This is a genomic window from Bradyrhizobium sp. sBnM-33 (assembly GCF_032917945.1).
Classification (GTDB): Bacteria; Pseudomonadota; Alphaproteobacteria; order Rhizobiales; family Xanthobacteraceae; genus Bradyrhizobium.
In genome coordinates this window covers 1,366,109-1,392,025 of sequence record NZ_CP136624.1, presented here as the reverse complement: position 1 = coordinate 1,392,025, position 25,917 = coordinate 1,366,109, and the positions used below count along the sequence as shown (strand labels likewise).

18 protein-coding genes and 1 riboswitch are annotated in these 25,917 nt (G+C 61.2%); of the genes, 5 read left to right on the top strand and 13 right to left on the bottom strand.

Features of this window, described 5'->3' with window-relative positions:
* Positions 1-73: 73 nt before the first annotated feature.
* On the top strand, positions 74-1,906 hold the full coding sequence (locus RX328_RS06555) for an Hsp70 family protein (protein WP_213251938.1): 1,833 nt from the start codon (positions 74-76) through the stop codon (positions 1,904-1,906).
* Between the two features lie 24 nt (positions 1,907-1,930).
* Positions 1,931-4,744, top strand: coding sequence for a hsp70 family protein (locus tag RX328_RS06550; protein ID WP_213251937.1), 2,814 nt, complete (start codon positions 1,931-1,933; stop codon positions 4,742-4,744).
* A 1,502-nt stretch (positions 4,745-6,246) separates the two neighbouring features.
* Here the strand turns inward: RX328_RS06550 and RX328_RS06545 are convergent.
* The 12 genes from RX328_RS06545 to RX328_RS06490 form a co-directional block, all read right to left on the bottom strand.
* A complete protein-coding gene (locus RX328_RS06545; protein WP_213251936.1) occupies positions 6,247-6,552 on the bottom strand; it encodes a hypothetical protein in 306 nt (101 codons plus the stop codon).
* Positions 6,553-7,020: 468 nt separating this feature from the next.
* Positions 7,021-7,125, bottom strand: a riboswitch (SAM-I-IV-variant riboswitch).
* 337 nt (positions 7,126-7,462) lie between these two features.
* Entirely contained in the window at positions 7,463-8,017 is a 555-nt protein-coding gene (locus RX328_RS06540) for a hypothetical protein (protein ID WP_213251935.1), read from the bottom strand.
* A gap of 114 nt (positions 8,018-8,131) precedes the next feature.
* Positions 8,132-8,542, bottom strand: a complete 411-nt coding sequence (locus RX328_RS06535; RefSeq protein WP_213251934.1) for a hypothetical protein — start codon at positions 8,540-8,542, stop codon at positions 8,132-8,134.
* 75 nt (positions 8,543-8,617) lie between these two features.
* Entirely contained in the window at positions 8,618-9,157 is a 540-nt protein-coding gene (locus RX328_RS06530) for a hypothetical protein (protein WP_213251933.1), read from the bottom strand.
* Positions 9,154-11,853, bottom strand: a complete 2,700-nt coding sequence (locus RX328_RS06525; protein ID WP_213251932.1) for a hypothetical protein — start codon at positions 11,851-11,853, stop codon at positions 9,154-9,156. Before RX328_RS06525 ends, RX328_RS06530 begins: the two co-directional genes overlap by 4 nt.
* A complete protein-coding gene (locus RX328_RS06520) occupies positions 11,850-12,452 on the bottom strand; it encodes a hypothetical protein (RefSeq protein ID WP_213251931.1) in 603 nt (200 codons plus the stop codon). Before RX328_RS06520 ends, RX328_RS06525 begins: the two co-directional genes overlap by 4 nt.
* 85 nt (positions 12,453-12,537) lie before the next feature.
* On the bottom strand, positions 12,538-13,644 hold the full coding sequence (locus RX328_RS06515) for a DNA polymerase III subunit beta (RefSeq protein WP_213251930.1): 1,107 nt from the start codon (positions 13,642-13,644) through the stop codon (positions 12,538-12,540).
* 213 nt (positions 13,645-13,857) lie between these two features.
* The gene (locus tag RX328_RS06510; RefSeq protein ID WP_317258626.1) at positions 13,858-14,280 is read right to left on the bottom strand and encodes an MT-A70 family methyltransferase; all 423 of its coding nucleotides are present in this window, start codon (positions 14,278-14,280) and stop codon (positions 13,858-13,860) included.
* A gap of 304 nt (positions 14,281-14,584) precedes the next feature.
* Entirely contained in the window at positions 14,585-14,827 is a 243-nt protein-coding gene (locus tag RX328_RS06505; protein WP_213251929.1) for a hypothetical protein, read from the bottom strand.
* Positions 14,828-15,022: 195 nt separating this feature from the next.
* Positions 15,023-15,697: a hypothetical protein gene (locus tag RX328_RS06500; protein WP_213251928.1), complete on the bottom strand. Its 675-nt coding sequence runs from the start codon at positions 15,695-15,697 to the stop codon at positions 15,023-15,025.
* Positions 15,698-15,932: 235 nt separating this feature from the next.
* Positions 15,933-17,084 carry a site-specific integrase gene (locus RX328_RS06495; protein WP_317258625.1) on the bottom strand — a complete coding sequence of 384 codons (1,152 nt, stop codon included), beginning with the start codon at positions 17,082-17,084 and terminating at the stop codon, positions 15,933-15,935.
* A 586-nt stretch (positions 17,085-17,670) separates the two neighbouring features.
* Positions 17,671-19,170: a glycosyltransferase family 39 protein gene (locus tag RX328_RS06490; protein WP_213251960.1), complete on the bottom strand. Its 1,500-nt coding sequence runs from the start codon at positions 19,168-19,170 to the stop codon at positions 17,671-17,673.
* Between the two features lie 332 nt (positions 19,171-19,502).
* Between RX328_RS06490 and RX328_RS06485 the strand changes: the two genes are divergently transcribed.
* Together RX328_RS06485 and RX328_RS06480 are read left to right on the top strand one after the other, a co-directional pair.
* Positions 19,503-21,233, top strand: a complete 1,731-nt coding sequence (locus tag RX328_RS06485) for an adenylate/guanylate cyclase domain-containing protein (protein WP_213251959.1) — start codon at positions 19,503-19,505, stop codon at positions 21,231-21,233.
* Between the two features lie 381 nt (positions 21,234-21,614).
* Complete coding sequence (locus tag RX328_RS06480; protein WP_028351035.1) at positions 21,615-21,815, top strand: cold-shock protein; 201 nt, start codon at positions 21,615-21,617, stop codon at positions 21,813-21,815.
* A gap of 148 nt (positions 21,816-21,963) precedes the next feature.
* Here the strand turns inward: RX328_RS06480 and RX328_RS06475 are convergent, their stop codons facing one another.
* Positions 21,964-22,623 carry a hypothetical protein gene (locus RX328_RS06475; protein ID WP_213251926.1) on the bottom strand — a complete coding sequence of 220 codons (660 nt, stop codon included), beginning with the start codon at positions 22,621-22,623 and terminating at the stop codon, positions 21,964-21,966.
* Between the two features lie 234 nt (positions 22,624-22,857).
* Here RX328_RS06475 and putA point away from each other — a divergent pair, with 234 nt between their 5' ends.
* The gene (gene putA / locus RX328_RS06470) at positions 22,858-25,869 is read left to right on the top strand and encodes a bifunctional proline dehydrogenase/L-glutamate gamma-semialdehyde dehydrogenase PutA (protein WP_213251925.1); all 3,012 of its coding nucleotides are present in this window, start codon (positions 22,858-22,860) and stop codon (positions 25,867-25,869) included.
* Positions 25,870-25,917 lie beyond the last annotated feature (48 nt).

The window sequence follows — 25,917 nt, the reverse complement described above, 5'->3', positions numbered from 1 at the left end:
CAACCGGTGCTTTCCATCACGCGCGGCTATTGACGCGAATTGACAGCACGACAACCAGGACAAACCTCCCCTCATGAGCGCTCGTTTCAGTCTTGCTATCGACCTCGGCACCAGCAACAGCGCAATCGCGATCGCCGATCTCGAGAGTGGTGAGACCAGGATTATCGAAATCGCGCAAACCCTGGGACCAAATCAGATCGGCGAGATGCCGACACTGCCGTCCGCCATCTATATTCCGCACTCCGAGGAGTTCCCGGAGAGTTCGTTTCCTCTGCCCTGGAACGATGCCGGGGAGCGCGCGATCATTGGCCAGTTCGCGCGCGAGCGGGGGGTGCTCGTGCCTGATCGCCTCGTGACCTCCGCCAAATCCTGGCTGTCCAACCCGCATATCGACCCGAAGCAGCGAATCCTGCCCTGGCGATCCGACATCGCGGAGGAGAAGCTCTCGCCATTCGAATGCTCACGTCTTTACCTCCAACGTCTCAGGGACGCGTTCCTGCATACCGAACGGGCGCAGGGGCGGGATTGGGACCTCTCGGACGGCGAGATCGTTGTAACCGTTCCTGCCTCGTTCGATGAGGTCGCAAGAAGCCTCACCGCCGAGGCCGCCAAGGCTGCGGGGCTTGAGGACGTCACATTGCTGGAGGAGCCGCAGGCTGCATTCTACGCCTGGATGGTGCAGAGGCGCAGAGAATGGCGAAACCTGATTGCTGATGGCGATATCGTGCTGGTCTGCGATGTCGGTGGCGGGACAGCCGATTTCAGCTTGATCGCGGTCACAGATGTCGAAGGCCGACTGGAACTAGAGCGTGTGAGCGTCGGCGAGCACATTCTGTTAGGTGGCGACAATATGGATTTGGCGCTCGCATATGCGCTGCACGCCAAGCTTGAGGCCGCGGACAAACGGCTGGACTCCTGGCAGTTCCTGGCGCTCGTGCATGCCGCCTCCAAAGCCAAGATCGTCCTGTTTGATGATGGCGGGCTGGCGCAGGCGCCCATCGCGGTCCCCTCGCGCGGCTCCAGCCTGCTTGCCAAAACTGTCTCAACGACTCTCGATCGCGAGACGCTGGAGCAAGTTGTTGTCGACGGTTTTTTCGCCAGAACCAGCGTTGACGACCTGCCGCGCGAGAGCCGTATGGCAGGGCTGCAGGAATTCGGTCTGCCCTATGCTTCCGATCCGGTCGTCAGCAAGCATATCGCCCGGTTTCTCGCTCAGAGCCTGCAGAACGTGAAGGCAAGCGAAAAGCTTGCCGCTCTGGTGGGAGCATCGGCTGGCACGCAGGTGCTGATGCCGACCGCGGTCTTGTTCAATGGGGGCGTTTTCAAGGCCGCGCCGATCCGTACCCGGGTGCTTGATCTGCTGGCGTCCTGGAATGGGGGCCAGCCAGTCCGCGAATTGCAGGGTTTCGAACCAGACCTCGCCGTCGCACGCGGCGGCGCGATCTACGGACGTCACCGCGCCACTGGCAAGGGCATGTGCATCAAGGCCGGCGCGGCGCGCTCCTATTACATCGGCCTGGAAACGTCGATGCCCGCCATTCCGGGCTACAAGCCGCCGCTGAAGGCATTGTGTGTTGTCCCGCAGGGGATGCAGGAAGGCACGGAACTGCTGATCGAAGGACGCGAGTTCGGCCTTGTCACCGGCCGCACGGCGGAGTTTCGGTTTTTCTCCTCCTCGGTACGAAGCGGCGATACGCCGGGACAGATCCTCCCTGACGCCGAGCGCGACCTTGATGACGCTGGCCTGCTCGAAGTCGCGATCCCGGCGCTGGACGTCCCGGTGGGGCAGGTGGTGCCGGTCCGCGTCAACCCCGTCGTCACCGAACTTGGCATCCTTGAGCTTTGGATGAGGCACACGAACTCCGATCGCCGATGGAAGGTTGAGTTCCAGGTCCGCACGGAATAGGGGCCCCGCCTCTGGAGGTAATTCTTGACGAAAGACCGCGCCCGCTTCGCCATTGGTATTGATCTCGGCACGACCAACTCCGCACTCGCATTCGCGCCACTGGTCGGCGAGGGGACGCCAGAGGTCCTTCTCGTCCCGCAATGGGAAGGCCTGGCGCGTCTGACCGAGAAGCCAACGCTACCTTCTTTCCTGTACCTGCCAGAGGAAGCGGTCGCAGCACACTTGCGCGGTGAGGAGGTCGGAGCCGGGCAATGGATCGTCGGACTTTTTGCACGCATGAAGGCAAGCGAAGCGCCCGGACGGGTCGTCCATTCCGCGAAGTCGTGGCTTTGCCATCACGCCGCCGACCGGTCGGCACCTTTTCTGCCATGGGGATCGACGGTTCTGGCACGTGAGCAGAAAATCTCACCGGTACGCTCCTCGGCACTGATTCTGAACTATCTGCGGGGGATCTGGAACAGCCGGTTTGCCCAGGCCGGGTTTGCGTTCGATGATCAGGACATCACGGTTACCGTCCCGGCTTCCTTCGATGCGGCGGCGCAGCGGCTGACGATTACCGCCGCCGAGGAAGCGGGCTTCCCCGGCGATGTGCGACTGCTCGAAGAGCCGCAGGCTGCGTTTTATTGCTGGCTGGAAAGCCACGACCCAGCGCGCGAATTATGGCAGCGGCCCGACAATGGCGATGCCGGGCTGCGACACGTGTTGGTCATCGATATCGGCGGCGGCACCTCGGATTTCAGCATTTTTGAAGTTCGCCTGAACGAGCAAACGCCGGACCCTGACATCAGGCGTGTCGCGGTGAGCGAGCATACGCTGCTCGGCGGCGACAATCTCGACCTTGCCGTCGCCCATTTCCTGGAGCCGCGGCTTGCCGGGGCGGGCGGCCGGCTTTCCGGCCCGCAATGGGATCAGCTCGTCGCCGCCTGCCGTCATCTGAAAGAGCACGCGCTGGCCGCTACGGGGCCGCCGGATGAGCGGTTCGTTGTTGCACTGGCCGGTCGCGGGTCGGGGATGGTCGGCGGCTCGCAGGCGGCGACGGTGATGCGGGCGGAAATCGAGAGCCTATTGCTGGACGGATTTTTTCCCTTCTGCGACGCGGCGGCGCGGCCGTACCTGACGCACGCGGCACTGAGGGAATGGGGGCTTCCTTATCCTCCCGATAGCGCGATAACCCGACACCTTGCCGAATTTCTCAACGATCGCCCGCGCATTGATGCCGTCCTGTTCAACGGCGGATCCGTCCGACCGCCGCTCCTGCGCCAAAGACTCCGCGAGCAGATCGGAGGCTGGCAGGACGGCTTCGTACCGCAGGTTCTGGAGAACGAGGAGCCGGATCTGGCGGTGGCGCGCGGAGCCGCGCGATTTGGTGCCCTCCTCCACCACCGTTCGGGTCGCATCGCCGCTGGCGCCGCCGCTGCGATCTTTCTCGAAGTGGAGGGGATACAGGCAACGGATCGCCAGACAGTGCGTCCGCCCCTCATATGCGTTCTTCCTCAGGGTGCAGGGCCGTCGCAGCTTTTTGAGATCGCTGATCTTGGGCTTAAGCTCCGCACCGATCAGCTAGTGCGCTTCCAGGCTTATTCCTCAACCCGGAAGAGCGTCAGCCAGGCCGGAGACATCGTTTCCTGGTCCGAAGGCGAATTTCACCCGTTGCCCCCGCTCCAGACCATCGTCAGGACGGCTGAGCTATCCGGTCCGGAACCGGGCGGGATGTTGCCCGTCGGTCTGACGGCGCGGATGAACGCACTGGGGCTGCTCCACATCTCGTGCGTCAGCGCCGACCCCGCCGTCCAGCAGTCCTGGCCGCTGGAATTCAACATGCGCGAGCATGTCCAAGGCGTCGCGGGCGCGCCCGGTGTCGGGCGGGCGCGGGAGGCAAACGCTCCGATTGAACCGAACGCTTCAGCGGACGCGCTGGAAACGGCACGCAGGCAGATCGGGATCGTGTTCACCCAGCCTGCCAATAACAGCAAAAAGAACAAGATTACTGCTGCCACGATCCTCAAGGGTATGGAGCGCATCCTCGCGTCTGCCAGAAGTGAATGGAACGGGCCCCTGCTGCGCGCCCTTTGGCCTGCGCTCGAGGAGCGGCGGGACGACAGACGACGTTCGGCGGACCACGAAGAGGCATGGCTCATCATGGCTGGATTCCTGCTGCGCCCGGGCTTCGGCGTTGTCCGGGACGACCTTCGTATCGATGCCCTGTGGCGGCTGCACCATGATGGCCCGTGTTTTCCCGGTCGGCGCATCAAGAGCCAGGAATACATCCTCTGGCGCCGGGTGGCGGGCGGGCTCACGCGCGAACGCCAGACCAGGCTTATGGCCGGAGAGATCGACAGGATCCGCAGCGGCAGGGCGTCCGACGAACTCGTGCGCCTGGCTGGATCCCTGGAACTGATCCACCACGACACCAAGGCGGAACTGGTGCGTTGCTTTTGCGACATCGCGGTGACGCTTGCACGGGCCAAGCGGCACTGCGCTCCCTATCTTGCGGCGCTCGGGCTCCTGCTCAACCGAACTCCGCTCTACGCAGGGCCGGAGACTGTCGTCTCGCCCGATCTCGTCGAGCACGCGTATCAGGCTTTCCAGCGCTTTGATTGGACTACGCCGGAGTTGCTCGACCTGCAGATTCTGTTCCTCCGGGCCGCGCGCGTCGTCGACGATCGGAGCTTGGATTTGCCCATGCCTTTGCGCGGTTTGATTGCCAGCAAGCTGGAGAAATCCGGCGTCCCTGCGCTGCAGACCGCAAAAATCAAAGGGTTCGTTCCGATCGGACGATCCGACTGGGCCAGTCTATACGACGATTCACTCCCTCCCGGTCTGATCCTGATCGAATAGACATGCGCGAGGCCCGTGCCGCTAGCGGCCATGCGGCCGCCGCGCCGCCGAGAAGCGTAATGAAGTCGCAAGCACTGTCGCCGCCGCAGCGGTTTAACGTAGGTTAATGTTTCTACTAGTTTGACGCGCCGCATATCGGACATCCCGTGTTTGTTGCGATGGTTCGGCTTCGGGTCAAACTGAGTGATCTCAATACGAGCAAATGTTTTCCGCGCTTCCGCCGATAGTGTTGCAAAAGTCGAAAATCGAACGACGCCGAAATCTCGCAAAATTTGATTTTTAGCCGACTCCGCCACAGCAATACTCCGTAGCGCCGATACGATGCTCTGTGGTCGTTTTTGTGTGAAACGATGTGGTCCCCTCATATCGCCGCGCGCGAAACGCATCAGCGGCTCTAGAAATTTCCGTTCGTGACCCCCAAAAAGACTTTTTCAACACTATCCCGCCGATAGCGGACATTCCCGGTCGGGGCTGCTGAAAGTTAGAGAGGCTGTTACTCTTGCTCGTCGGAGAAGGATTCGAACCCTGAGCAAACTGCAGCGCAAGTTATTGCGCTCGCCCTTTGGTTTTCAGAACTGTACTGAAATGACGAAGTACGAAGCTTTGGAGAAAAATGTCATCTCCAGCCGCAAATTGCCGCCTCTTCGGTAATCTCTAGTACGGTCCGTCACCCAAAAGGTCTCAGTTTGTTGGGATTTTGGGGCTGGTCGACCGAGCTCGAAGGCAGACTGCCCTGGTCGATGGCGGAGCGAGAGCGATTCGAACGAAAGATACGGTCAGTTTCAGGAATTCCCAATCAAAAGAAAAGCCGCCAAGCCTTTGACTTGGCGGCTCTTTCTGGTTGCGGGGATAGGATTTGAACCTATGACCTTCAGATTTTGAGCCTGAGCGGCTGAGAAATCCAAGCCGGAGCTGCCTAGTTCGTTCAATATCACCTACGGCGACGTGTTCGAGTGGCGGAAGGTGTGGCCAGCCATGGCCAGACTCCTTGGTGTCGAAACGGGGCCGGACATGCCAACGAGCGTGGCAGCCTACCCAAAAGGAAAATCCGGATCTCTGGGACCGGATCCGTCACGAAGTACGGACTTCGTTCACGGAGCCTGCGGGAGCTTGTCGGCCAAGGAGACCAGCATACGGACTTCGCATTCGCCTACGCGCCCTGGAAGGACCTCGGGCATTCGTGAGCACCGTCAAGCTGCGCCAAGCTGGATTCGCAAAGACAATCGATACCGAGGACGCCTTCCGCAAGGCGCTACAGTTCCTGCTCGATCACAAACTCCTGCCGCCCCCACGAAATAATCCGGGAAGGGACACGCCTTTCGCGCGCACTACATTCGCGTCGCCCAAACACGATGCCCCAACCGATGGGCAGCCTTTAAGAGTACTATACAAAGTTCTTTTGGCAGCGTCGGCAAACGCGGCTTCGAAAATGCGAAGCGGATTCCGACGTCGTCCGCCGGTGCCGTCGCCCATAGAATTACGTGGGCCATCCCTCCGGCTTTTCACAATCCCTGTGCGGTCATCCACATGACATAGCATCGAGCGGCAGCTTCAGAAGTTCCACCGAACGTCTGGGAGTCACGGCCTTCCCAGCCTCTCCTCAAGGCTTGCCTCATGAAGTGAATCCGCCAGGTGCCGATAAAGCCCAACGAGGGCTTTTCTGGATTGATTGAAACGGTCGAGAGAATCAGTTGCTGGATCGGCATCAAGCTTGCGGCCCGCACAATGGCTGGCCTGCAAATCAATGAAGCGGTCGCACCAACTAAGATGCTTCTGCGTGTCAGTTCCCGGCTGTCAGAATTGGGCATCACCGCTCTCTAGGCTACGCCTACTGAACATCGTTGCGTGATCGCACGCGGAGGGCGTCAGGCAGCACCGTATCGGCCGAAAGCCAGCCAACTTCTCCATGAGGCCATTTGGCCCACCGCCAGCCGGTGAACGGACTGACCAACCAAGCTCCAGGGCGGCAACCAGCCAGTCGTTGCCTTGCGCCATGAACATCGGCCATTGGCTTTGATCCGCGTGGACGGTCAGCATGCAGAATAGGAAGAGCTAAAAGTGCTTCGGGGATAGGAAACTGATCAACGGACGGCAGCGCGTCCTTCGCCGGGCCGTGGCGCCCATCCAGCCATTCGGTATAGGGACACGGGGATTCAGGCACCTCGGACCAAGGAATGCCAGCCGAAGTTAGCTCACTCGAACCGGTCGCGGGGGTCTTGAACTTACGTGTAGGCATAAAAATCCCTCCTTCGGATCCCGAGGAGGACTGACATTCGCGCGACCCGTTTCGTTGCCGAATGGCCGCATCTCCCTTGCGGGAAACCACCTTGCCCGGATTCGGCAGGTTGGCGAGGGTGTGGCCCCTTCTCTGGATGCAGTGTCAGTATAGCAGGCTCTGATATCGTTTTCCAGAGCTGGTTTGACCCGGAGTTATCAAGCGGGAATTTGACACTGTCTTCGGGTCGAACCGGGGAATGGACCGGGAGCATGCGTGACGGCTCTGTTCAGGTACAAGAAAGCGCACATCATCGGTGAGATCGACAACGTGCAGCCGGTCCGTGAACCAAAAGGTGTCATCAGTGCAGCGTCCGTTTTGGCCTCGGCCAGCCCGCTCTATGCATCGCTTCGCGGACGGCGGGCCAGACCAGTGCCTCGACCTCGGCCTCGGTCAAAATTTCTACTTCGCCAGTCGGGCCAATCCGAAAGCCGGGGACCTCGTCACTCAGCAGCGTCTGTGGCATCCTCTTTTTCGCTATCATTGTCGTCTCTCCTATTGGGTTCACCATTCTTGCTCTCGACGCCGGCAGCAGCGGCGCGTGCGGCAGCGCCGGCGGGATCGGCAATCTCCTCGAGGGCGGCGCGAACACTATCGTCCAGAATCTCGAAGCATTCGGCCTGCGGACGCATTGCGAGCATGTAGGCGGTCTCGCCGGGCAAGTTGAGCAATCGATTACGCATCCCCACGAGCATCTGTTCAAGGTAGCGCCGGACGACCGCGAGTCGCACAACCTGACCGGATTCGAGTTCATCCTGGCGTTCCTCGCGCCGACGTTTCGCAGCCGTTAAAGCAGCGCGCTCCGCCGTGAGCTTGTCACCGGCGGCACCACCCCGACCAGCGGCGACAGAGCGCAGGTGGGCAAATGCCTCGCGGCGCACCTCATCGAGATCGTATTTGCCACTAGGCTGCCGCGTGACCACGCCCTCAGCCAGGTACTGGTCAAATTGGGCTCGCGAGCAGCAAAGGTGAGCCGCTGCTTGAGCTATTGTTGCCATTTCACTTCTGACTCCTCGTTTCCAATACAACCCTGAGAGACGCTCGTGCGGTCGCGCTACCGGCGATTACTCCGCTCCAACAGGGACCCAAATTCTCTGAAAGCACGTGACTTATCATTGGATTCGGAATCCCTCGCAGGACAACAGGAACTCAATGAAACGTTGAACCTCGCCGATGAATTCGTTGACGAAGCGACGCTCATCTGGCCTACAAACCGGAAAGGGAGCATCGCTGCTGTCATCTTCGTATTCGACAAGGCACCTCATTCTTTTGCCGTTGTACAACCGAACAAAGAGTTGGCGTGCATACTCATCAATCCTGCCATCATCTATTGAGCGCTGCAATTCGGCGGCGAGCTCGCGCGCCTGATCGCCGTTCAGTCCATCCTCGTCGCTTGAGCGCCAGTGGCGGCACGCACTCGTAACGCTTGGCGCGATGTGATGGGAGTAATCGGCAAGCGTAAACCACCAGTACAGCGCCACGCGCCACCATCCGCTGCTGTTTCCGATGACGTCTACACTCATCTTACTGCTCCCTTTCTTAGAGATTAGATCCTGGTCCAACGCACGACCTCTGTCGTCCGAATGGCATATTTGTGATCACACGAAATCTTCCAGCGAGTCGCCAACAGACCCAAGGGCTGGCTTGTGGTACTTGCGGTATTTGATGGACGGCCCTCCGAGAGATTCGATTGCCGCAGTCGTCGCCGTAAGTGCAACAACGGGACGACCCTCTAGTAGCCAGAGCAGACCTGTCTGGTCGTATCGGGAAAGCCGGCTATAGGACGGATGCGGATTGGCTGGCGGATCGTGCAACCCAAAGAGGTCCTTGGCTGTCCATCCAAGAGCCACGGCCTGACTGCCCCAGCTTCGGGGGAAGCGTCGGGCGTCGCTGATGCACCACTGCCAGCGGCCCTCGTCGACATAGTCGGGGCACGCACACTCTAGCCGGAGAAGTGCGTGATCGAGCCTCCCACTGCCAGACTGTAGCAATGTGAGAATATCAGCTTTGTAGTTGGACAGGAGTTTCAGAACAGAAGCGGGAGGCTTTGCCTCCGCCTTGATCAGCAGGTCGTTGCCCTCAGTCCGGATCTGGATCCCGAACGAAGTGATCTCTTCAATTATCTGGGCGGCATTCATATCCGAGCCCTCCAACCCTCGCATTCACCGGCAGGCTCATCCGAAAAAATTGTTTTATCCTGGCCAGCGGCGGCCGAAACATTCCCGTCTTTTCCCACTTTCCCGGCTTTCCCCGTCGACCTTGCTGTTGCCCCGGCGGCCGCATTGGTCTCGCCGCTCCGGTTAGGCGCGTCAGGGGCCAAACCCCGAGGACCTGACGTGGAGGACTGCCTCGGATTGGATATCTCGACCCGGTATTCGTTGGCATCGTGGCCCGGAATCTTGCGAAGCACCGCCACGACATCACCGTCCGCCAGCCAGACCGGCCGGTTCGTAAGATATTTCTGGAAGAGTTTACCAACACTGCGGGCAGTCGGATTCTCGAGCGGCTTTCCGATCAGTTCGCCCAAGGCATCGGAGAGCGCCTCCGCACGCGCGACCTTGCTCTCCATCATCGAGCCCAATTCAGCTAGCTTCATCACCACCAGTCGCGTGGTGAAGCTGTCTTCACCCCAGCATTCTCGCAGGACGGTAAGAGCACGGGATGCGGCACTCGCTTCTTCCTCGCTTGCCTCGCCGGCCCTGAGGAGCTGAGTGCAGTCCACCTCGATCTCGAGCAGTCCGGCCGCATATTCTACAGGCCACCCGATCAACCCCCACCATGTTTTGAACCGGGTTTTTGCAACCTGGCCTCTTGGGCGCGACAACGCCCCGCCGACCAGGATCGTGTAGAGCGACCGTAGGATCTTCGCCCTGTTTGCCTGCGTCCAGGCCAGCGGGTCGGCATGCGTGAAAGCGCGATTCTCAGGGTCTGGCCGATTCACATCCAGCGGCAGGATGAACGATCGGCTCGCCATATCCCCGCGCGGCGCAATCGAGTTGCCGGTGAAGATCTGGATCGTGGACGAGGGGACCGTCTCCACCCGTGACACTCCCAAGACTCGATCGGAAATCTCTGAGGCCGTCAACGCAGCCTCGATATGCGGACACGTGATGTTGCCGCCCCTGGTGATGTTGTCCCAGACCAGCGCCGCTACATTCTGGCGCAAGTAGGAGAACAGGGCCTTCTTTCGCTCCTCGACATTTTCTGACCAACCTGCGGCCGCAGCACGTCGCCCCAAGACCGCCGTCAGGATCATGTGGACCAAGGTCGTCTTCCCCCCGCCCCGCTGCCCCGCTGTCACAAAAAACGCAGGGCGTTCAGGCAGCAAGGCTCGCTGCAGCAGAGTGAGCGCGAGCAGGACGGCAATGCACTTGCCGACCGGATCGAGCGCGACGTCGACCAGCCAGTCGTCCAACAGAAACTTGAGAGCAGATTTGACCTCATCGTTTGTCGGGGCACCGGCCGGAACACACGAGCGAAGAACGGGATCGATGCGGTGGACCAGCCCAGTGGGCCGGTCCAGTCCAACCCCATCGATGATTCGACCTGACATAGTGACCAACGGCGCCGTATTGATCGCCCTTGCGACCGGCAGCGCACTCCCGGGAAACTCGATCAGCGCATTGATGAAGGGCGCCTGCAAAGCGCCGAAGTAATATGCATCCCGCGTCACGACTTCCCATCGGACGTAGCGTTCAAGGAGTAGTTCAACTCCGATCGGCGTCAATTCAGCGAGGACCGGCTCTGCCGGCGCCTTCATGAGATCGGTGTCATCGCCAATCGCATTGGCACTCTCGGCCGTCAGCAGATGCAGCGCCCAGGGCTGCTTCACCTCCACCTGTACGAACGCGCCGGAAGCATTCCGCATCGGCGGCTCTTCGCTCCCGTCCGCGGCAAGCAGCTCATCAACGAATGTAATCGTCGGCAGCAACTCGCCGTCGGCCTCGGGCCGCCGCCGAATAATGCGGCCATCGGTACTCGATCCCATGGATGCTTTATGCTTCTCGGATTCGCGTTGCGCACGGTCCTTCTTGATCCGCCTCGTCAAAACGCGAACGCCAACGTTCGCAGATTTGGAAACATGCGCGACAAAATCTGCGAGCTCGTCCTCCTCAAGCTCGGCTTGGGCCAAGATCGCTAGGGCATGTTCTACCATGGCGTCGGCTGGAGCTTGTGCAAAGGCAGCCTTGCCAGATTTCAGGTCGTGCCGAAGAAGGTAGACGCCCCGGCCGTGCGCGAAGCTATGAATCAGCAGGGCGTCGTCTTCGCCTTTCATCACCATGGCCTTACAGCGTCCGTAACCGACGCCTTCCATGGGGTCAGCGAGCGTCTCGCCGACGAACCGCTCAGGATCAGCCAGCACGGCCCCGATCGTCACGACGCCCAGGTGATCAAACTCGAGCTCGACGTCGGGAAAGAGCACCCCGCGATGTCGCGCAGCCACGAGGCGCAGCGCCGTCAACAGAGGCTTGCCCGACTCGGCTGCGATTCGCTCGGCGAGCTTGCGGTCATGTTCACTGCGAACAGCTGCTGCAGGTTTGCCCAGCGCCTCGGCACTGGCGCGTTTGGCCTCGTTGACGCGATGGCGCTCAAACTCGGTCAGGCGGGGTACAACCCGATCCGACTGAATCGCTTCGCCCTCGAACATTTCGGGTACGCGCTTCACCGGATCCTGCGCCAGCGGCGGAAGAATCAAGGGCGCGCCTTCAAAGCACAGGCGTTCGCCGTAGCCGACCATCCGATCGATCAATGACCGTTCGAGCAACTGACCTGCTGCGCCGATCGTGTGCCAGCCGAATCCGTGCAACCAGCAGCGCTCGTGCAGGTCCTTCAAGAACCGTTCGACGTCTCTACCATCCCGTAGTGGTGCATACCATTGGAGCCAGGAATTGGCTCAAGGGTGTCGCTGCGGGAAAGACCCGCCGTGGTGCTCGCCCGGGAAACTCGCGCAACAGCCGCCAGTTCTGGCGCCACCGTCAACAAGGCGTTCCACATGCCACCTACGACTTCGATCCGGGCAGCCACCTGTTCAGGCATTGCTTTTGCATCGAAATCGATGAGCACCCAGGCAGGACTTCCCGGCCGATAATCGATGAACTTACGGGAGCGAGTAATGGCACCAGGATGACGGTCAAGTCTGCTCGGTACAGTGATCTCCACACGGTCAGGGAGCTCATCTTTTAAGCGACCAAGCGCGATGGCCTGATCTGAACCACAGCTCGCGATGATAAGAACGAGGTCGCTCGCTGTTGCCGCGAACGCGCGAGCTGCCGTGCCGTGCACCATCCGGCATTCGGACGCATCGCTGTGCAGCTTACCCGCCTCGTCCAGCGAAATGCTTTTCGACATCAGCGCAGGCGTACCGCGCTTGGTGATCAGCGTGATCTGCGGACACACTTGGTTCTTGTTGTGTTGGTCAGCACCCTGATCCATCAGCAATGCTCCCGACCGCTCGAGCTTGATACGGGCGCTGCACAGTGCATCTTGGAATTTGGTGCGGATCCGCGGACATGGACCCTCATGTCCTTCTCCCGCGACTACCGAAGTTCCATTTCGAGCGGACGATGAGCGCCAGCTTCTCGCTCGCACCACAGATCACAACCGGCAATTCGTTTGCAGTTTCGAGCAGGACGTGCTCGTCACTAAATTCCTTTAGCAACGCTGCGAATTGCGGAAGCGAAAGCGCAGCCTCCGCACTGCCATGCACTTCGGCCGCAATGACATCGGCACCATCAAGCGGGCGTCGTGCCAGGTGAAGGTCCAGGCATCGGCCGTCTCCCCAGGATAGTGCAACCAGCGCGGTGTCATTGCTCGAAGCGGCGGCGCCGAGCCGCGACAGTGCTGCGAGCAAGTCGCCACGGTTGCAGAAAACTGAGTTTGGTGCGGGCGGTGGAATCAAGCCTTCATAAGCCGGGAAACTGGAATCGATCAAGCGAGCGGTGAAGCTGAAAGACGGAGCTTCAAAGGCAATCAGGCTACGGGATCGCCGAAGCGTAACGCGAGATGCACCAGCCTTTTGCAACAGCCGGCGCACCACAATGCCAACCTCGGTAGGCACAATGAGAGTACGGTCCTCCGAGAACGTGGAGGCGGCAACGCTCGTACGGATCAACCTGATTCCGTCCGTGGAAACCGCGACGAGCTGATGGCCGACGCCGTGCAGAAAAACGCCTGTTAGCTGCAACCTGGTGCGGTCCGCTACTGCGAGTGGCTCCAGGAGTTGGAGAAGGTCGGCGCTGCTGATCTCGACACGTCCAACCTCTTGATCGATGGTAATTGCCGCTGGCGATTCGACAACCGAAACAGCCGGCAATCGTAAACGGCTAGTGCCAGAGACCACGTTAACTGCGCCGGTGGTCCCTTCGATGTCGACGATCGCGTCGGCCGTGAAGCTGGAAAGAAGAGTGGCAAGACGAGCTATGGAAACGGCAATCTCGCCCGGTTCTTGGATCGTTGGGGAGACGCTGGTCGCGATCGTGCCCACTGTATTCTCGGTGCACGTGATAGAGACGGCGTCCCCAGTCGTGGCGAGATGCGCGAAGCACGGGCTATTGCCGCCCCGCTTGATCACGCTCGCAAGCGAGATCGCATCGGAAAGCACGCAAGCTGGAGCCGAGAGTTTCACTTCCGCGGCTCCTCGTAAGCGAGCAGCGTACGGTGGCAACCGCCACAATTGATCTGAAAAGCAGACCGATAGATCGACTCCAAGTCGTAGCTCTGAATAGCGCGATTGCAGCTCGGGCAGAGCAAGCCCTCTGCTATGGAGAGCACGCCGAAGAGTGAATGAATCGAATACTCGCGACGGTTTCCGTTAGGTTTCTTCATACCTAGTCTCCTTTTAAGAGGTGAAGCTAAGGGGTGGCTGCTCACTGGCAGCCGGCGAGAATTTCTCGACCTCGTCACCCCAAACGTCCCAGCCTTTGCGCTTTTCGCGAGCGAACACGTCGGCACGCCGCAGGTTCGGCGTCCGGTCCGTGATCATGCGGTAGAATTCATCCGGTTTGCGGCTGTGCTCGCGCGCGATTCCGTCGAAGCAAGACGGCAGCGTGAATTTGCTCGGCTTGCCGACCGTGCCCAGCAGGATAGGCTCATGCATGCTGCGCGCCCAGAAGCCGCAGCCCATGCGCACTTTGCCGTTGCGCGTGACCTTGCGCCAGGCAAGCTCGGTTTTGAAGGTGATGCCCCACGCCTCCATAACGGCCACCCCGTGCGAAAGCATCGCGCCGGTCGTCCAGAGGAGAACAACAGCGTTGTCCTTCAACAAATCACGGACCGGCAACGCCTTGATGTCGGAAGCGTCATCACGCGATAATGCTTCGATGCGGACTTGCCTTCCCCAGCCGCACTCCATGTTGCGAACGGCCACGGCGGATCGATAACGATCAGATCGTAGCTGTGCGCCGGCAGTGGATGGAAAACCCGTCCGGCGGTTTCCTGCTCGGGGAAATCGTTACAGGTTGGCGCGCCCGTGAGCGCGCTGGTATTGCTGACAAACATTCTAAGAGATTCCGTGAGAGAGAAATTGGAGAGAGCGGCCGGCGCGCCGCCGTTTCTTTCCGCGCTAACTAGGCGATGCCGTTAGCTGCCTCCGCCGCCTGCTCGCGCTCGCGACGCCATGCAGCAGCCGCTTCCTTGGAAATCAGCACGCGCGTCCCGACGTTGAACGTGCGGGGCATCTGGTTGCGGAGTTTGTAGAACAGCTGCACAGAGATGCCGTTGCGGCGACAAAATTCTTTGACCGAAAAGGCGTCCGCTTCCGCGGCGTCCAGCGATGCTATCTTACGGCCAGTAATCTCAGGGCGGGCCATCGTGTTATCTGCTCCTACTGTATGGTTGCGCGTAGGAGGCAATGAAGCGCAGTTGATCTGCTCAGATAAGTTTACGATCGATGCTCAGTGCAGGATCGATAAAGGAAGTGGCGAAACATCATTGCAATTCAATGTCTTGCGGCAGATTTGAATTTTGCTCGTTAATTGCTCGTGTAGCCGGATGACTCGGGCGAATCACGACCCGATGATTCGGACTCGCATCGCGTACATCAGGAAGGGATCGTGTGGTGGTCGTCGCCCTCGATGACGGTCGATGATTCCGGCAATCCCGGATGGAGTGAGAGACCTACCAAGAATGGCGTGGAGGGTGTGCGTGAGAAAATCTATCAAGGGTCCGTAGGGAGTGCCTGGCTCGCGCAGTAGCCTGCGAACAGGCTTGGTCGGTCGCCGCATCCCAGGTTCCTGCTCCCTCGTAAAAACCAGCTTCCCGCCGGCCTTCTTCCAAAGGGCCAGCAAGCGCCATTCTAGTTCCGCCTGAATCGGGTTGCTCTTGCCGGCAAATGGCCGAACCCAAAGATCATACTCAGAGAGCCACGCTTCAAGCCTATTCTCCGGTGACTCGAGATCGGGATAGGGGAAATCATCATCGAGCAGGCCGTCATTACCCAGTGCTGCCAGAGCGGTCCGCAGCTGTTGCGATGATATCCACGCCTTGTGGATTTTCTCCCGCTGCTTTGCCGGTTGTTTTCCCTGCAATCGCTTGACCCAAATCTCCCTGGCAGCTTGCGCATCCCAATAGTCTTGTCCGATCCGCTCGATCTCACGCCGGTAATCGATTCCGTTCGGCCAGTTGGTGCGGGTCGAACGAATGGCCTCCCATTGCGCGTTAGAGAGAGCGGTAAATGTCATGAAGCTAGTCATGTGAACGGAACGGACTTGCGAGTCGCGGACCGGCGATACTCCGGGTGATCGACGCCGACCTCCCGATCTGTTGCTGAGTTTGGGCATACTAGCACCGACTCTTCAAATCTGATCCAACAACTCAGAGACTTGCAGGGCGTTGCCATCTGCTCCAGTCAGAAGCAGAAATCTTCAGACTGACGATGGCGCTGGATCACGACCCGCTCGTAAGTTCGTTGTGGCTTCATCTCGCCAAGGCAATAATGTTGTCGGCGTTGCCTGCTTGCGGCTCCTCATGCTGCAGCAGCGCCTTGCGCGAGATATCGTCAGTGTGTTCGGTGATAAACCTCGAGTAGGTTCGTTCAATCATTATGACGCTTGTATTATGAAGCGATGCAACCAACCTGATTGGAACGTTCTGCAGCAGCATTCGCACGATGCTCGAATGCCGTAGCGCGTATATCGTTACAACGGCTGGATCGAGGCCGGTGGCAGCGACGGCCTTGTCAACCTGCCGGTGATAGTTCTGCCCAGGGTTGCGGTCCCAAGGTCTGCCATCGCTTTGTAGCAATAGAGGTGCATCGTATGCACGGCCTTTGACTGCTGCCTTCAGCTTCGCCGCGAGCTGCACGGTGATGGGCACGCTGTACCGCTCGTTCTTCTTAGCGGCGCGATTTCTACCGCCGCCTTTGCCGGACTTGGGCATCATCAGTTTCGGTCGGACGGGATGATAGTGCAGGTCCTCGACGCGGAGCCGAACCGCTTGGCTTGGTCGTGCGCCAGTTATTGCCAACGTATCAACCAGCAGCCCAAACTGATGTTCAAGGCCATAGCAGGCGCTGACGAATTCGCGAACCTTATCGTCCGACAAGATGACGTTGCGCGCCTCTTGAGCGTCCGGCAGAGCAGCCAGCCCAATTTCCCATGCTTGCCGGTTCTGAATGCGCTCGTCGTGCTGTCGCGCCAATTCCAAGGCGGCGCATAGGCATCTGCAAATGCGATTGACTGTGGCCGGTGCGACCTTGCCGAGAAGACCGTCGCGCCATTTTTTCAGCTCGTGCGCGTTAAGCAGTTGCACTGGTTTAGCCAGTAGCACCGGTGTCAAATGCGCGCGCGGTGATTGAGCGTTGTACGCATTCGCTCCGCGCGCTTCGAGATCACGCCTGTAGTCCTTGAGCGCTCCATCGACCGTAATCGGTGCGGTGTCGTCGCTGCCGTCCTCGCCGCCGCGCGCGAGTTGTTTCGCCACGCCCTGCGCTTGAAAGAAGTCCAGCACATTCTTGCCGTTGGCGTCGTCGTAGTCGTCGGCGATTCCGACGACCTTTGTCCAGTATGCTCCGTGGCCGTCACTGGCCTTGACCACCCAAGAGCCGCTCGTCACGTTGCGCCTGTACATCAGCGAGACGCCGCGCGCGAGCGACGGACCGCTGTACGGCTTCCGCCGAACGGCGAGCTTCAGCCGCGCCGTGCGCGTCTCAAGGCTGGAGTAGCGAACGTTGCGTGCCATGTGTGTCCCCGATTTTGTCCCAATGGTGTGTGGGAGTGCCAACAGAACCGAGTGGCATGGTATGGGGAGAGTTCGTGGCCGATCAATAGCTTAGGCTTTCCATATGCCTCTCTGGAAATCCATCGGGATATTTATTTTCTCTTGCGCAGGGAAGGCCGGGATGCTCCCGCTGTACCTGTATGCTCGTGTGCACTTTTGTTTGCGCAAATCGCACGCGAGACCGCGGGTGCAGCGCGCACCCGGTCTTCCCTGCGCCCTCTGAATGAGAGGGCGGCAAGTTCTAAAGGCAAAACTCGCGCGAATGATGCGGCGAGATCGCGAACGCACATTCAACTGTCATCACCCGCCAACGGGTCGCGCGAATGCGCGCCCGATGACAGGCTCCAGCGGGTGATCCAGTATCCCAGAGACGTCAGTGATTGAATCGAGAAGCCGCAGCGTACTGGATCCCCCGCATACGCGGGGGATGACGGCCTCACGAGAGGCTGGCATCAAACCGCATCATCCCTGCCAGCACGCGCCAGCGGAACAGCGGCGAATCCTGCGCCGGCGAGAGTTCGGGCGTCCAGCCGTTCAGTTTTTCCAGCGCATAGGTATCCATCACCATCCCGCGCCAGACGCGCTCGACCCGCTCCAGCGGCTGCCGCTTCGCGGTGGTGAGATCCCACAGCGGCAGGCGGTGGTCCGGCTCGCGGGCGACATAGAGGCCGGGATGATCCTTGATCAGGTTCATGCCGGGATCGCGAAAGCCTTGAAACCGTCCACGCTCGTTGATCTGGATGACCGGCACCTGCCCTTTGAAATGCCAGCGCAGCATTGCATAGGTGCGATAATCCGACGTCGCGATCCAGGTCGCGCCGGTCTTCTGCAACTGCTCGCGGGCGCGGGCCGCGACCTGCTCATAGCCGGCCTCGCCGCCGACGGGATCGGTCCTGCCGATGAAATTCCAGGGTGCCGCGACGTAATAGAAGAACACGCCGACCACGAAAGCGATGCCGGAGATGACGGCCACCCTCGCCCACAAGAACGTCGACTTCACGATCCAGTCTGGCCAGCCCTCACGCGGCAGCATGACGAGATTGATGGCGGTCGCGGCAAAGCCGGCGGGCCACAAAAACATCGGCCAGGTGTCGCCGACGCGGAGCGTCAGCGACTTCCAGAGGAAATAGAGGAAGGGCACGAGCACGGCGGTCGACAGCAGGATCGCGACCGGCTCGCGCGTGCGATAGCCGCGCCACGCCGTCAGCGTGACGCCGGAGAGCACCACCGGCAGCAGCACGAAGCCGACGAGCCCGAACTGCAGGCCGATGAATTCGCCGACGGTACGCAGCGACAGTTGGTGGGTCGCAACCGCGCGCACGAACTGGAAACGGAACGAAGCCCAGTCATGTTGCGCGTTCCAGATCAAGACTGGCGAGAACACGATCACCGCGATCAGCGCTGCCCGCCATGGATACTGGCTGAGCAGCCAGCGCCGCCGCCAGTCCGGTACCAGCACAAATGCGATCACCGCCGGCAGCAGCATGATCGCGGTGAACTTCGACAGCAGCGCCAGTCCTGCAAACAGTCCCGCGGCAAGCCACCAGCGCGGGTTGCCGCTCTCGTTGAGCCGCACCAGCGCCCACAGCATCGCGACCGCAAACGGGATCATCGCGGTGTCGGGCGCGACCTTCGCCATCAGCAGCCCGTAATACAGCGCCGCTTCCGGCAACAGCACCGCAAAGATGACGGCACGCACGTCATGCGTCACGCGCCGGACGATGTCGGCGAGCAGAAGCTGCGTGATCAGCATCGCGACGATGCCGCCGAACCGCACGCCGAGATTGGTGTCGCCGAAAATCGCGGTGCCGAACCGGATCAGCCAGGCGATGCCCGGCGGATGATCGAGAAAAGCGAGCGCGCTCTCCTTCGACCAGGTCCAGTAATAGGCCTCGTCGGTACGCAGATCGAGCACGCTTGCATAGACGAAGCGCATCGCCGTCAATGCGGCAATCAGCAGCGCCACGGCAAGCCACGGCTGCGTGGCGGGACTGGCTTTGCTTTTATGGGGCTGGGCAATCGTCACGACGCGCTTTCTCGTCGACTGGCCCGGAGGTGTCAACGTGCCCTGCAGAAAAAGTGATCCTCCGTCGTCCCTGCGGAAAGCAGGGACCCATAACCACCGATCGTGATAAGGAAAACACCATGGGCTACAGCACTACAGAGAGGCCGCGGCGTATGGGTCCCTGCTTTCGCAGGGACGACGGTAGATGGTATTCACCGGATAAATTAAACGCTACCATCACCGAATATTGACCCATGGATCGCATGGCCGCCCTCTCCCGAGACCAGATCACGACTTTCCTCCGCGGCATCAGCCTGCGGCAGGTCCGCCTTATCACCGGCGTGATTTTATTTGCCTATCTGGTCAGCCATTTCCTCAACCACGCGCTTGGCAACATCTCGCTGGAGGCGCTGGCGACAGGCGTCTATATCCACACCGCGTTCTGGCAATTCCTGCCCATCACGATCCTGTTCTACACGGCATGCCTGGTGCACACGGCGCTCGGCATCTGGGCCCTCTACGAACGCCGGCAATTCCGCTGGAAGGCGATCGAGCCGCTGCAGCTTGCGCTCGGGCTCAGCATACCGATGCTGATCATCGCCCATATCGTCGGCGTCCGGCTCGGCCAGACGCTCTACGGACATGAGAAGCTCTATCCGCAGGTGCTGTTCCTGTACTGGATCTGGGCGCCGTGGCGGATCTGGATGATGCTCGCGGTGATGATCATCGCCTGGGTCCATGGCTGCATCGGGCTGTATCTGTGGCTGCGCATGCGGGCGTTCTACAAGCGCGCCGCGCCGTTCCTGCTCGCCGCGGCGGTGCTGATTCCAACGCTTTCCATGCTCGGCTTCTATCAGAGCGGGCGCATGGTGATTAACAATGACAGCGCCGAATGGCGGGCGCAAACCCAGTCGGAGCGCCAGATCGGCACGCGGGCCGAGGCGCAGGCGCTCGAACGCATCACCGACTATTTCCTGTTCGGCTATTTCGGCCTGATCGGTATCGCGCTGGTGGCGAGAGGCGTGCGCACGATCAACGAGCGTCGCCGCGGCATGATCAGCCTCTCCTACGGCAACGGGCGCACCGTCCGTGTGCCAAAGGGCCTGAGTGTACTCGAGGCGAGCCTGCGCAACAACGTGCCGCATGCCAGCGTGTGCGGCGGCCGCGCCCGGTGCTCGACCTGCCGCATCCGCATCATCGGCGACTGCTCTGTGCTGCCGGAGCCGTCGCAGCGCGAGGCGTTCGTGCTTAGCCGGGTCGGCACGTCGGATCCATCCATCCGCCTCGCCTGTCAATTACGGCCGCCGACCGATCTTTCATTCTTTCAACTCTTCCTGCCGCACACCTCCGCCGACGGCCACGAGTCGAACCCGACGCGGATCGGTCAGGAGCGCTATCTCGTCAGCCTGTTCGTGGACATGCGCGGCTCGACCAAGCTCGCGGAAAAGCGCCTGCCGTTCGACACCGTCTTCATCGTCAATAAATTCCTTGGCGCGGTGTCGCAGGCGGTGCTCGAGAGCGGCGGCATGCCGAACCAGTTCGTCGGCGACGGCATGCTGGCGCTGTTCGGGCTTTCGACCACCCGCCAGAACGCCTGCCGTCAGGCGTTACGCGCAGCGGCGATGATCGCCGCCAATGTCGACGAGTTGAATAAATTTCTCGAACATGATTTGCGCGAACCGATCCGCTTCGGCATCGGCATCAACGGCGGCGAAGTGATCGTCGGCGATATCGGCTACCGAGATCACATGGTGTTCACCGCGCTCGGCGACGCCGTCAACGTCGCGGCGCGCCTGCAGGACATGACCAAGAGCCTTGCATGCGAAGTCGTCATCTCGGACGAAGTTCGCGAAACTGCCGGACTAGATGCCGACGCGCTGCCGCAGCATGAAGTCGAGATCCGCGGGCGCAACGAGCCGATGATCGTACGCAGCGCGACCGATGCGCGGATGCTGCCGGCGCTGGCTAACGAAGAGCAAAGCGCCGCTGCGTGAAATCGCTCCGGCAATGGTGGTTCGAAGCGCAGGCAATGTTCTTTCACACCTGAACAATCGTTCAGAAAGTTGTCGGCGAACGCGGCGCAGCCATGCCGAAGGCTCGCCGCCGCCTCCCTCCAGGCGGAAGGATGGCGTCAATGCAGCGGATCGATCCACTCGCCAAAAATTGAAATTGCCGGCCGCCCGGCCGCGTCAAATGGGCGCGAAACCGGCAAAACGGCGCGAATCGGCTGGGAATGGGGGCTTTTTTGCCGAAACGGCCGATCCGTTTACGCTACCCAGCCTGCCCCAACCCGCGTATCCTGATGGTACGGGCATGCCGGTTAGTGCGGGGACCGGCGGCTCGTTTATTTTTTTGATTCCGCGGAGACGACGTGAATGGCTAAAGGTACGGTGAAGTGGTTCAATCCGACCAAGGGATACGGATTCATCCAGCCCTCAAGCGGCGGCAAGGACGTGTTCGTTCATATTTCGGCAGTTGAGAAAGCTGGGCTTTCGACGCTCAATGAAGGGCAGACCGTCGAGTACGAAGAGATCGCCAACCGCGGCAAGACTTCGGCCGAGAACCTCAAGGTTTAGCGCGACCGCGCAATCGGCAACGGCGCACTCTCGGACCTAAATCCGGGAGTAGGGCTTAAGAAACTCTTCGAAAACTGTGAGCGTTCGGCGGAGCGGGCACCGCTTCTGCACGCACGATAGTCAGATCGTTGCGCGAAAAACCGGCCGCTCAATCTTCCGTGACCCACTTCTGGACCGTCATCACGTCGGGTGGCTGCAGGTAGCCGCGCGGCCAGAGATCGACGACCCATTCGACCTTGGTGGCGCGATCGACCAGCACCGCGGTGTTGTGCGGCGTCTGCAACACCAGCGTATTGCCGCGATAACGCGGGTCGCCGATCGCATGATGCTTCAACAGGCCCCACTCCTGCAGCACCAGCAGCAGGCTGGTCGTGTTGCGCGTCGTGTCCCAGCAATCGTAATTGTGCTTGTCGTCGAAGTAGCGGAAATCAGCCTTCGGCACGCGCTTGTTGGTGCCGATGATCGGTCCCATGCGGCGGTCGAACCACACCACCGCCTTCTGCACGGCGGCGCGTTCGGCCGCGGCCGAGGCGCGGCCTGCTTGCATGATCTGCGTCAGCGCGCTGCGATCGGCGGCCGTGAAATCGAGGATCTCGCGGCGCCGGCAGACGAAGCCGTAGCACACGGTCATGGATTTGGCTGACGGCGGATAGATCGAAACCGAGCTGTAGAGGTTGGCGACCTCGGCGCTCATCTCGATCGCTCTCGCCGGCAGCGCTGCAAGCAGCGCGGCCAGGAGCACGCCAAGCACGGCCGCAAAACTGTTCCGCGTTCGGCTTCCCGGTATCGGCGAGGCGGCGTCTCTCATGATCCCTGCTGTTCCCAAGCGACGGGCGTGCCTGACGATTAGCGCGGCTCCTGCACGCTGCCAACCAGCAAGCCCGCGATTCCGTGGACCAGGCCGCGGAAATTCCGGCCGCTGTGTTTTCCATGCGCCAGTTGGTTCCGCCGGCGCCGCCATCCCCTGCGCAATTGAGGGGGCTTGCGGCCCTGTTCCGCCCATCCTGGCCCCGCTAGACTGGCCGAAGCCAAGAGAAATCCCATGCTGTTTCCTCCGTCGCCGCTTCCGCCCTTCAGCGCGCCCTACGCGCCTGATGACCGTGCGATGGCTGTCCGCCTGCTCCAGGCCGCGCGGCTGGATGCGGCGCAGGAGCGGCGCATCGATCGCACGGCGACTGCGCTGATCGAGGCCATCAGAGCCAATGACGATCCGCTCGGCGGGGTCGAGGACATGCTGCGCGAGTTCGCGCTGTCGACCAAGGAGGGGCTGGCGCTGATGGTGCTGGCGGAAGCGCTGTTGCGGGTCCCGGACGCCCGCACCGCCGACCAGTTCATCGAGGACAAGCTGGCCCAGGGCGACTTCGTCCATCATGAAACCAGGTCGAGCGCCTTCCTGGTCAACGCCTCGGCGTGGGCGCTCGGCATGTCGGCCCGCGTGATCCAACCCGGGGAGACCCCGCAGGGCACCATCGGCCGGCTGACCAAGCGGCTGGGCGCACCGGCCGTGCGGGCCGCAACGCGGCAGGCGATGCGCCTGATGGGCAACCATTTCGTGCTCGGCGAGACCATCGAGGCGGCGCTGTCGCGGGCGCAACCGCGTTCTGCGCGCCAGCAACGCTACTCCTTCGACATGCTCGGCGAAGGCGCCCGCACCGCCGATGACGCCGCGCGCTACTTCACTTCCTATGCCAGCGCCATCGAGGCGATCGGCCGCACGGCCGATGACCATCCCCTGCCCGACCGGCCCGGTATTTCGGTCAAGCTCTCCGCGTTGCATCCGCGCTTCGAGGCCATAAGCCGCGCGCGGGTGATGGACGAACTGGTCCCGCGGCTGATCGATCTCGCCAGGCAAGCGAAATCCTACGACCTCAATTTCACTGTCGATGCCGAGGAAGCGGACCGGCTGGAATTGTCGCTTGATGTGATCTCAGCGGCATTCGTTGATCCATCGCTGGCCGGCTGGGATGGATTTGGTCTCGCAGTTCAGGCCTATCAAAAGCGCGCCGCTGACGTGATCGATTACGTCGATCGTCTCGCGCGCAGCCTCGACCGCAAAATGATGGTGCGGCTGGTCAAGGGCGCCTATTGGGACACCGAGATCAAGCGCGCGCAGGAACGCGGTCTCGACGGCTATCCCGTGTTCACCCGCAAGGCGATGACGGACCTGAACTACATTGCCTGCGCAAAACAATTGCTGGCGCTGCGGCCACGGATATTTCCGCAGTTCGCCACCCACAATGCGCTCACCGTCGCAACCATCCTCGAACTGGCAACGGAGCAGAGCGGATACGAATTCCAGCGCCTGCACGGCATGGGCGAAGCGCTCTATGCAAAGCTCGGCGAAGACCGTCCCGATATCGCTCATCGCACCTACGCGCCGGTCGGCAGCCACCGCGACCTCCTCGCCTATCTGGTGCGGCGATTACTGGAGAACGGCGCCAATTCATCCTTTGTCGCGCTCGCCGCCGACGAGGCGGTACCGGTCTCGCAATTGCTGCGGCGCCCCGCTGATATCGTCGGCAGCGCCGACAATGCCAGACATCCGAATATCCCGCTGCCGCGCGACCTCTATGGGCCGCAACGAAAGAACTCCCGCGGAATCGAATTCGGTGAACGCGCGGCATTGAGCAAACTCGTCTCGGCCATCGCTGCGGAACGACTGCCCGCATCCGGAAGCATTGCGGATGCGACGGAGATGGAGGCGAATGCGGCGGTATCGGCCGCACGCGCCCGCTTTATGAATTGGAGCAGAACGTCGGCCGGAACGCGCGCTGCCGTGCTGAAAAAGGCCGCTGACCTGTTGGAAGCGCGCGCGGCGCATTTCATCGCGCTGCTGCAACGAGAGGGCCGAAAGACGCTGGACGATTCGGTATCGGAAGTCCGCGAAGCCGTGGACTTCTGCCGCTACTATGCGGCGCAGGGACGCGAGCTGTTTGGCGAAGGCAAGCCGCTGCCGGGGCCGACCGGCGAGAGCAATGTACTTCGCCTGCGCGGCCGCGGCGTCTTCGTCGCGATCTCGCCGTGGAATTTTCCACTGGCGATATTCCTTGGACAGGTTACGGCGGCATTGATGGCAGGCAACGCGGTTGTTGCCAAGCCGGCCGAGCAGACGCCGCTGATTGGCGCTGAAGCCATCAGGCTGTTGCACGAAGCCGGCGTCCCGGCATCAGCGCTGCACCTGATGGCCGGCGACGGCCGGATCGGCGGCGCGCTAGTGGCGCATCCCGGTATCGCCGGCGTCGTCTTCACCGGCTCGACAGAAGTGGCGCGCACGATCAATCGCGCGCTCGCCGCCAAGGACGGGCCGATCGTGCCGCTGATCGCGGAAACCGGCGGCATCAATGCGATGGTCGTCGACGCCACCGCCCTACCCGAACAGGTCGCCGACGACGTCGTGACGTCGGCATTCCGCTCCGCCGGCCAGCGCTGCTCGGCGCTGCGGCTATTATTCCTGCAGGACGACGTCGCCGATCGCATGATCGAGATGATCGCGGGTGCAGCCCGCGAACTCGTTATCGGCGACCCCTGCGATCCGGCCACGCATATCGGACCGGTGATCGACGCCGAGGCCAAGCAGCGGCTGGACGCGCATATCGGGCGCATGAAGCAGGAGGCCCGGATGCACTTTGCGGGTCAGGCACCACAAGGCAATTACGTCGCGCCGCATATTTTCGAACTGTCCGATGCCGGCCAGCTCACGGAAGAAGTGTTCGGCCCGGTGCTGCACGTGGTGCGCTACCGCGCCGACCGGTTCGACCAGGTGCTGCGATCGATCGAGCATTCGGGCTACGGGCTCACACTCGGCATCCATTCCCGGATCGACGATACCGTGGAAGACACGATCGAGCGCCTGCAGGTCGGCAACATCTATGTCAACCGCAACATGATCGGCGCCGTTGTCGGCGTGCAGCCGTTCGGCGGCCACGGGCTATCCGGCACCGGGCCCAAGGCGGGCGGGCCGCATTATCTGGCGCGGTTTGCAACCGAGCAGACGGTGACCATCAATACGGCGGCTGCCGGCGGAAATGCAGCACTGATGTCTGGCAGCGAGTAGTTGCATCGCCCACCCGACATGGGCCAAATGCCCATCCGAACTTCAGCT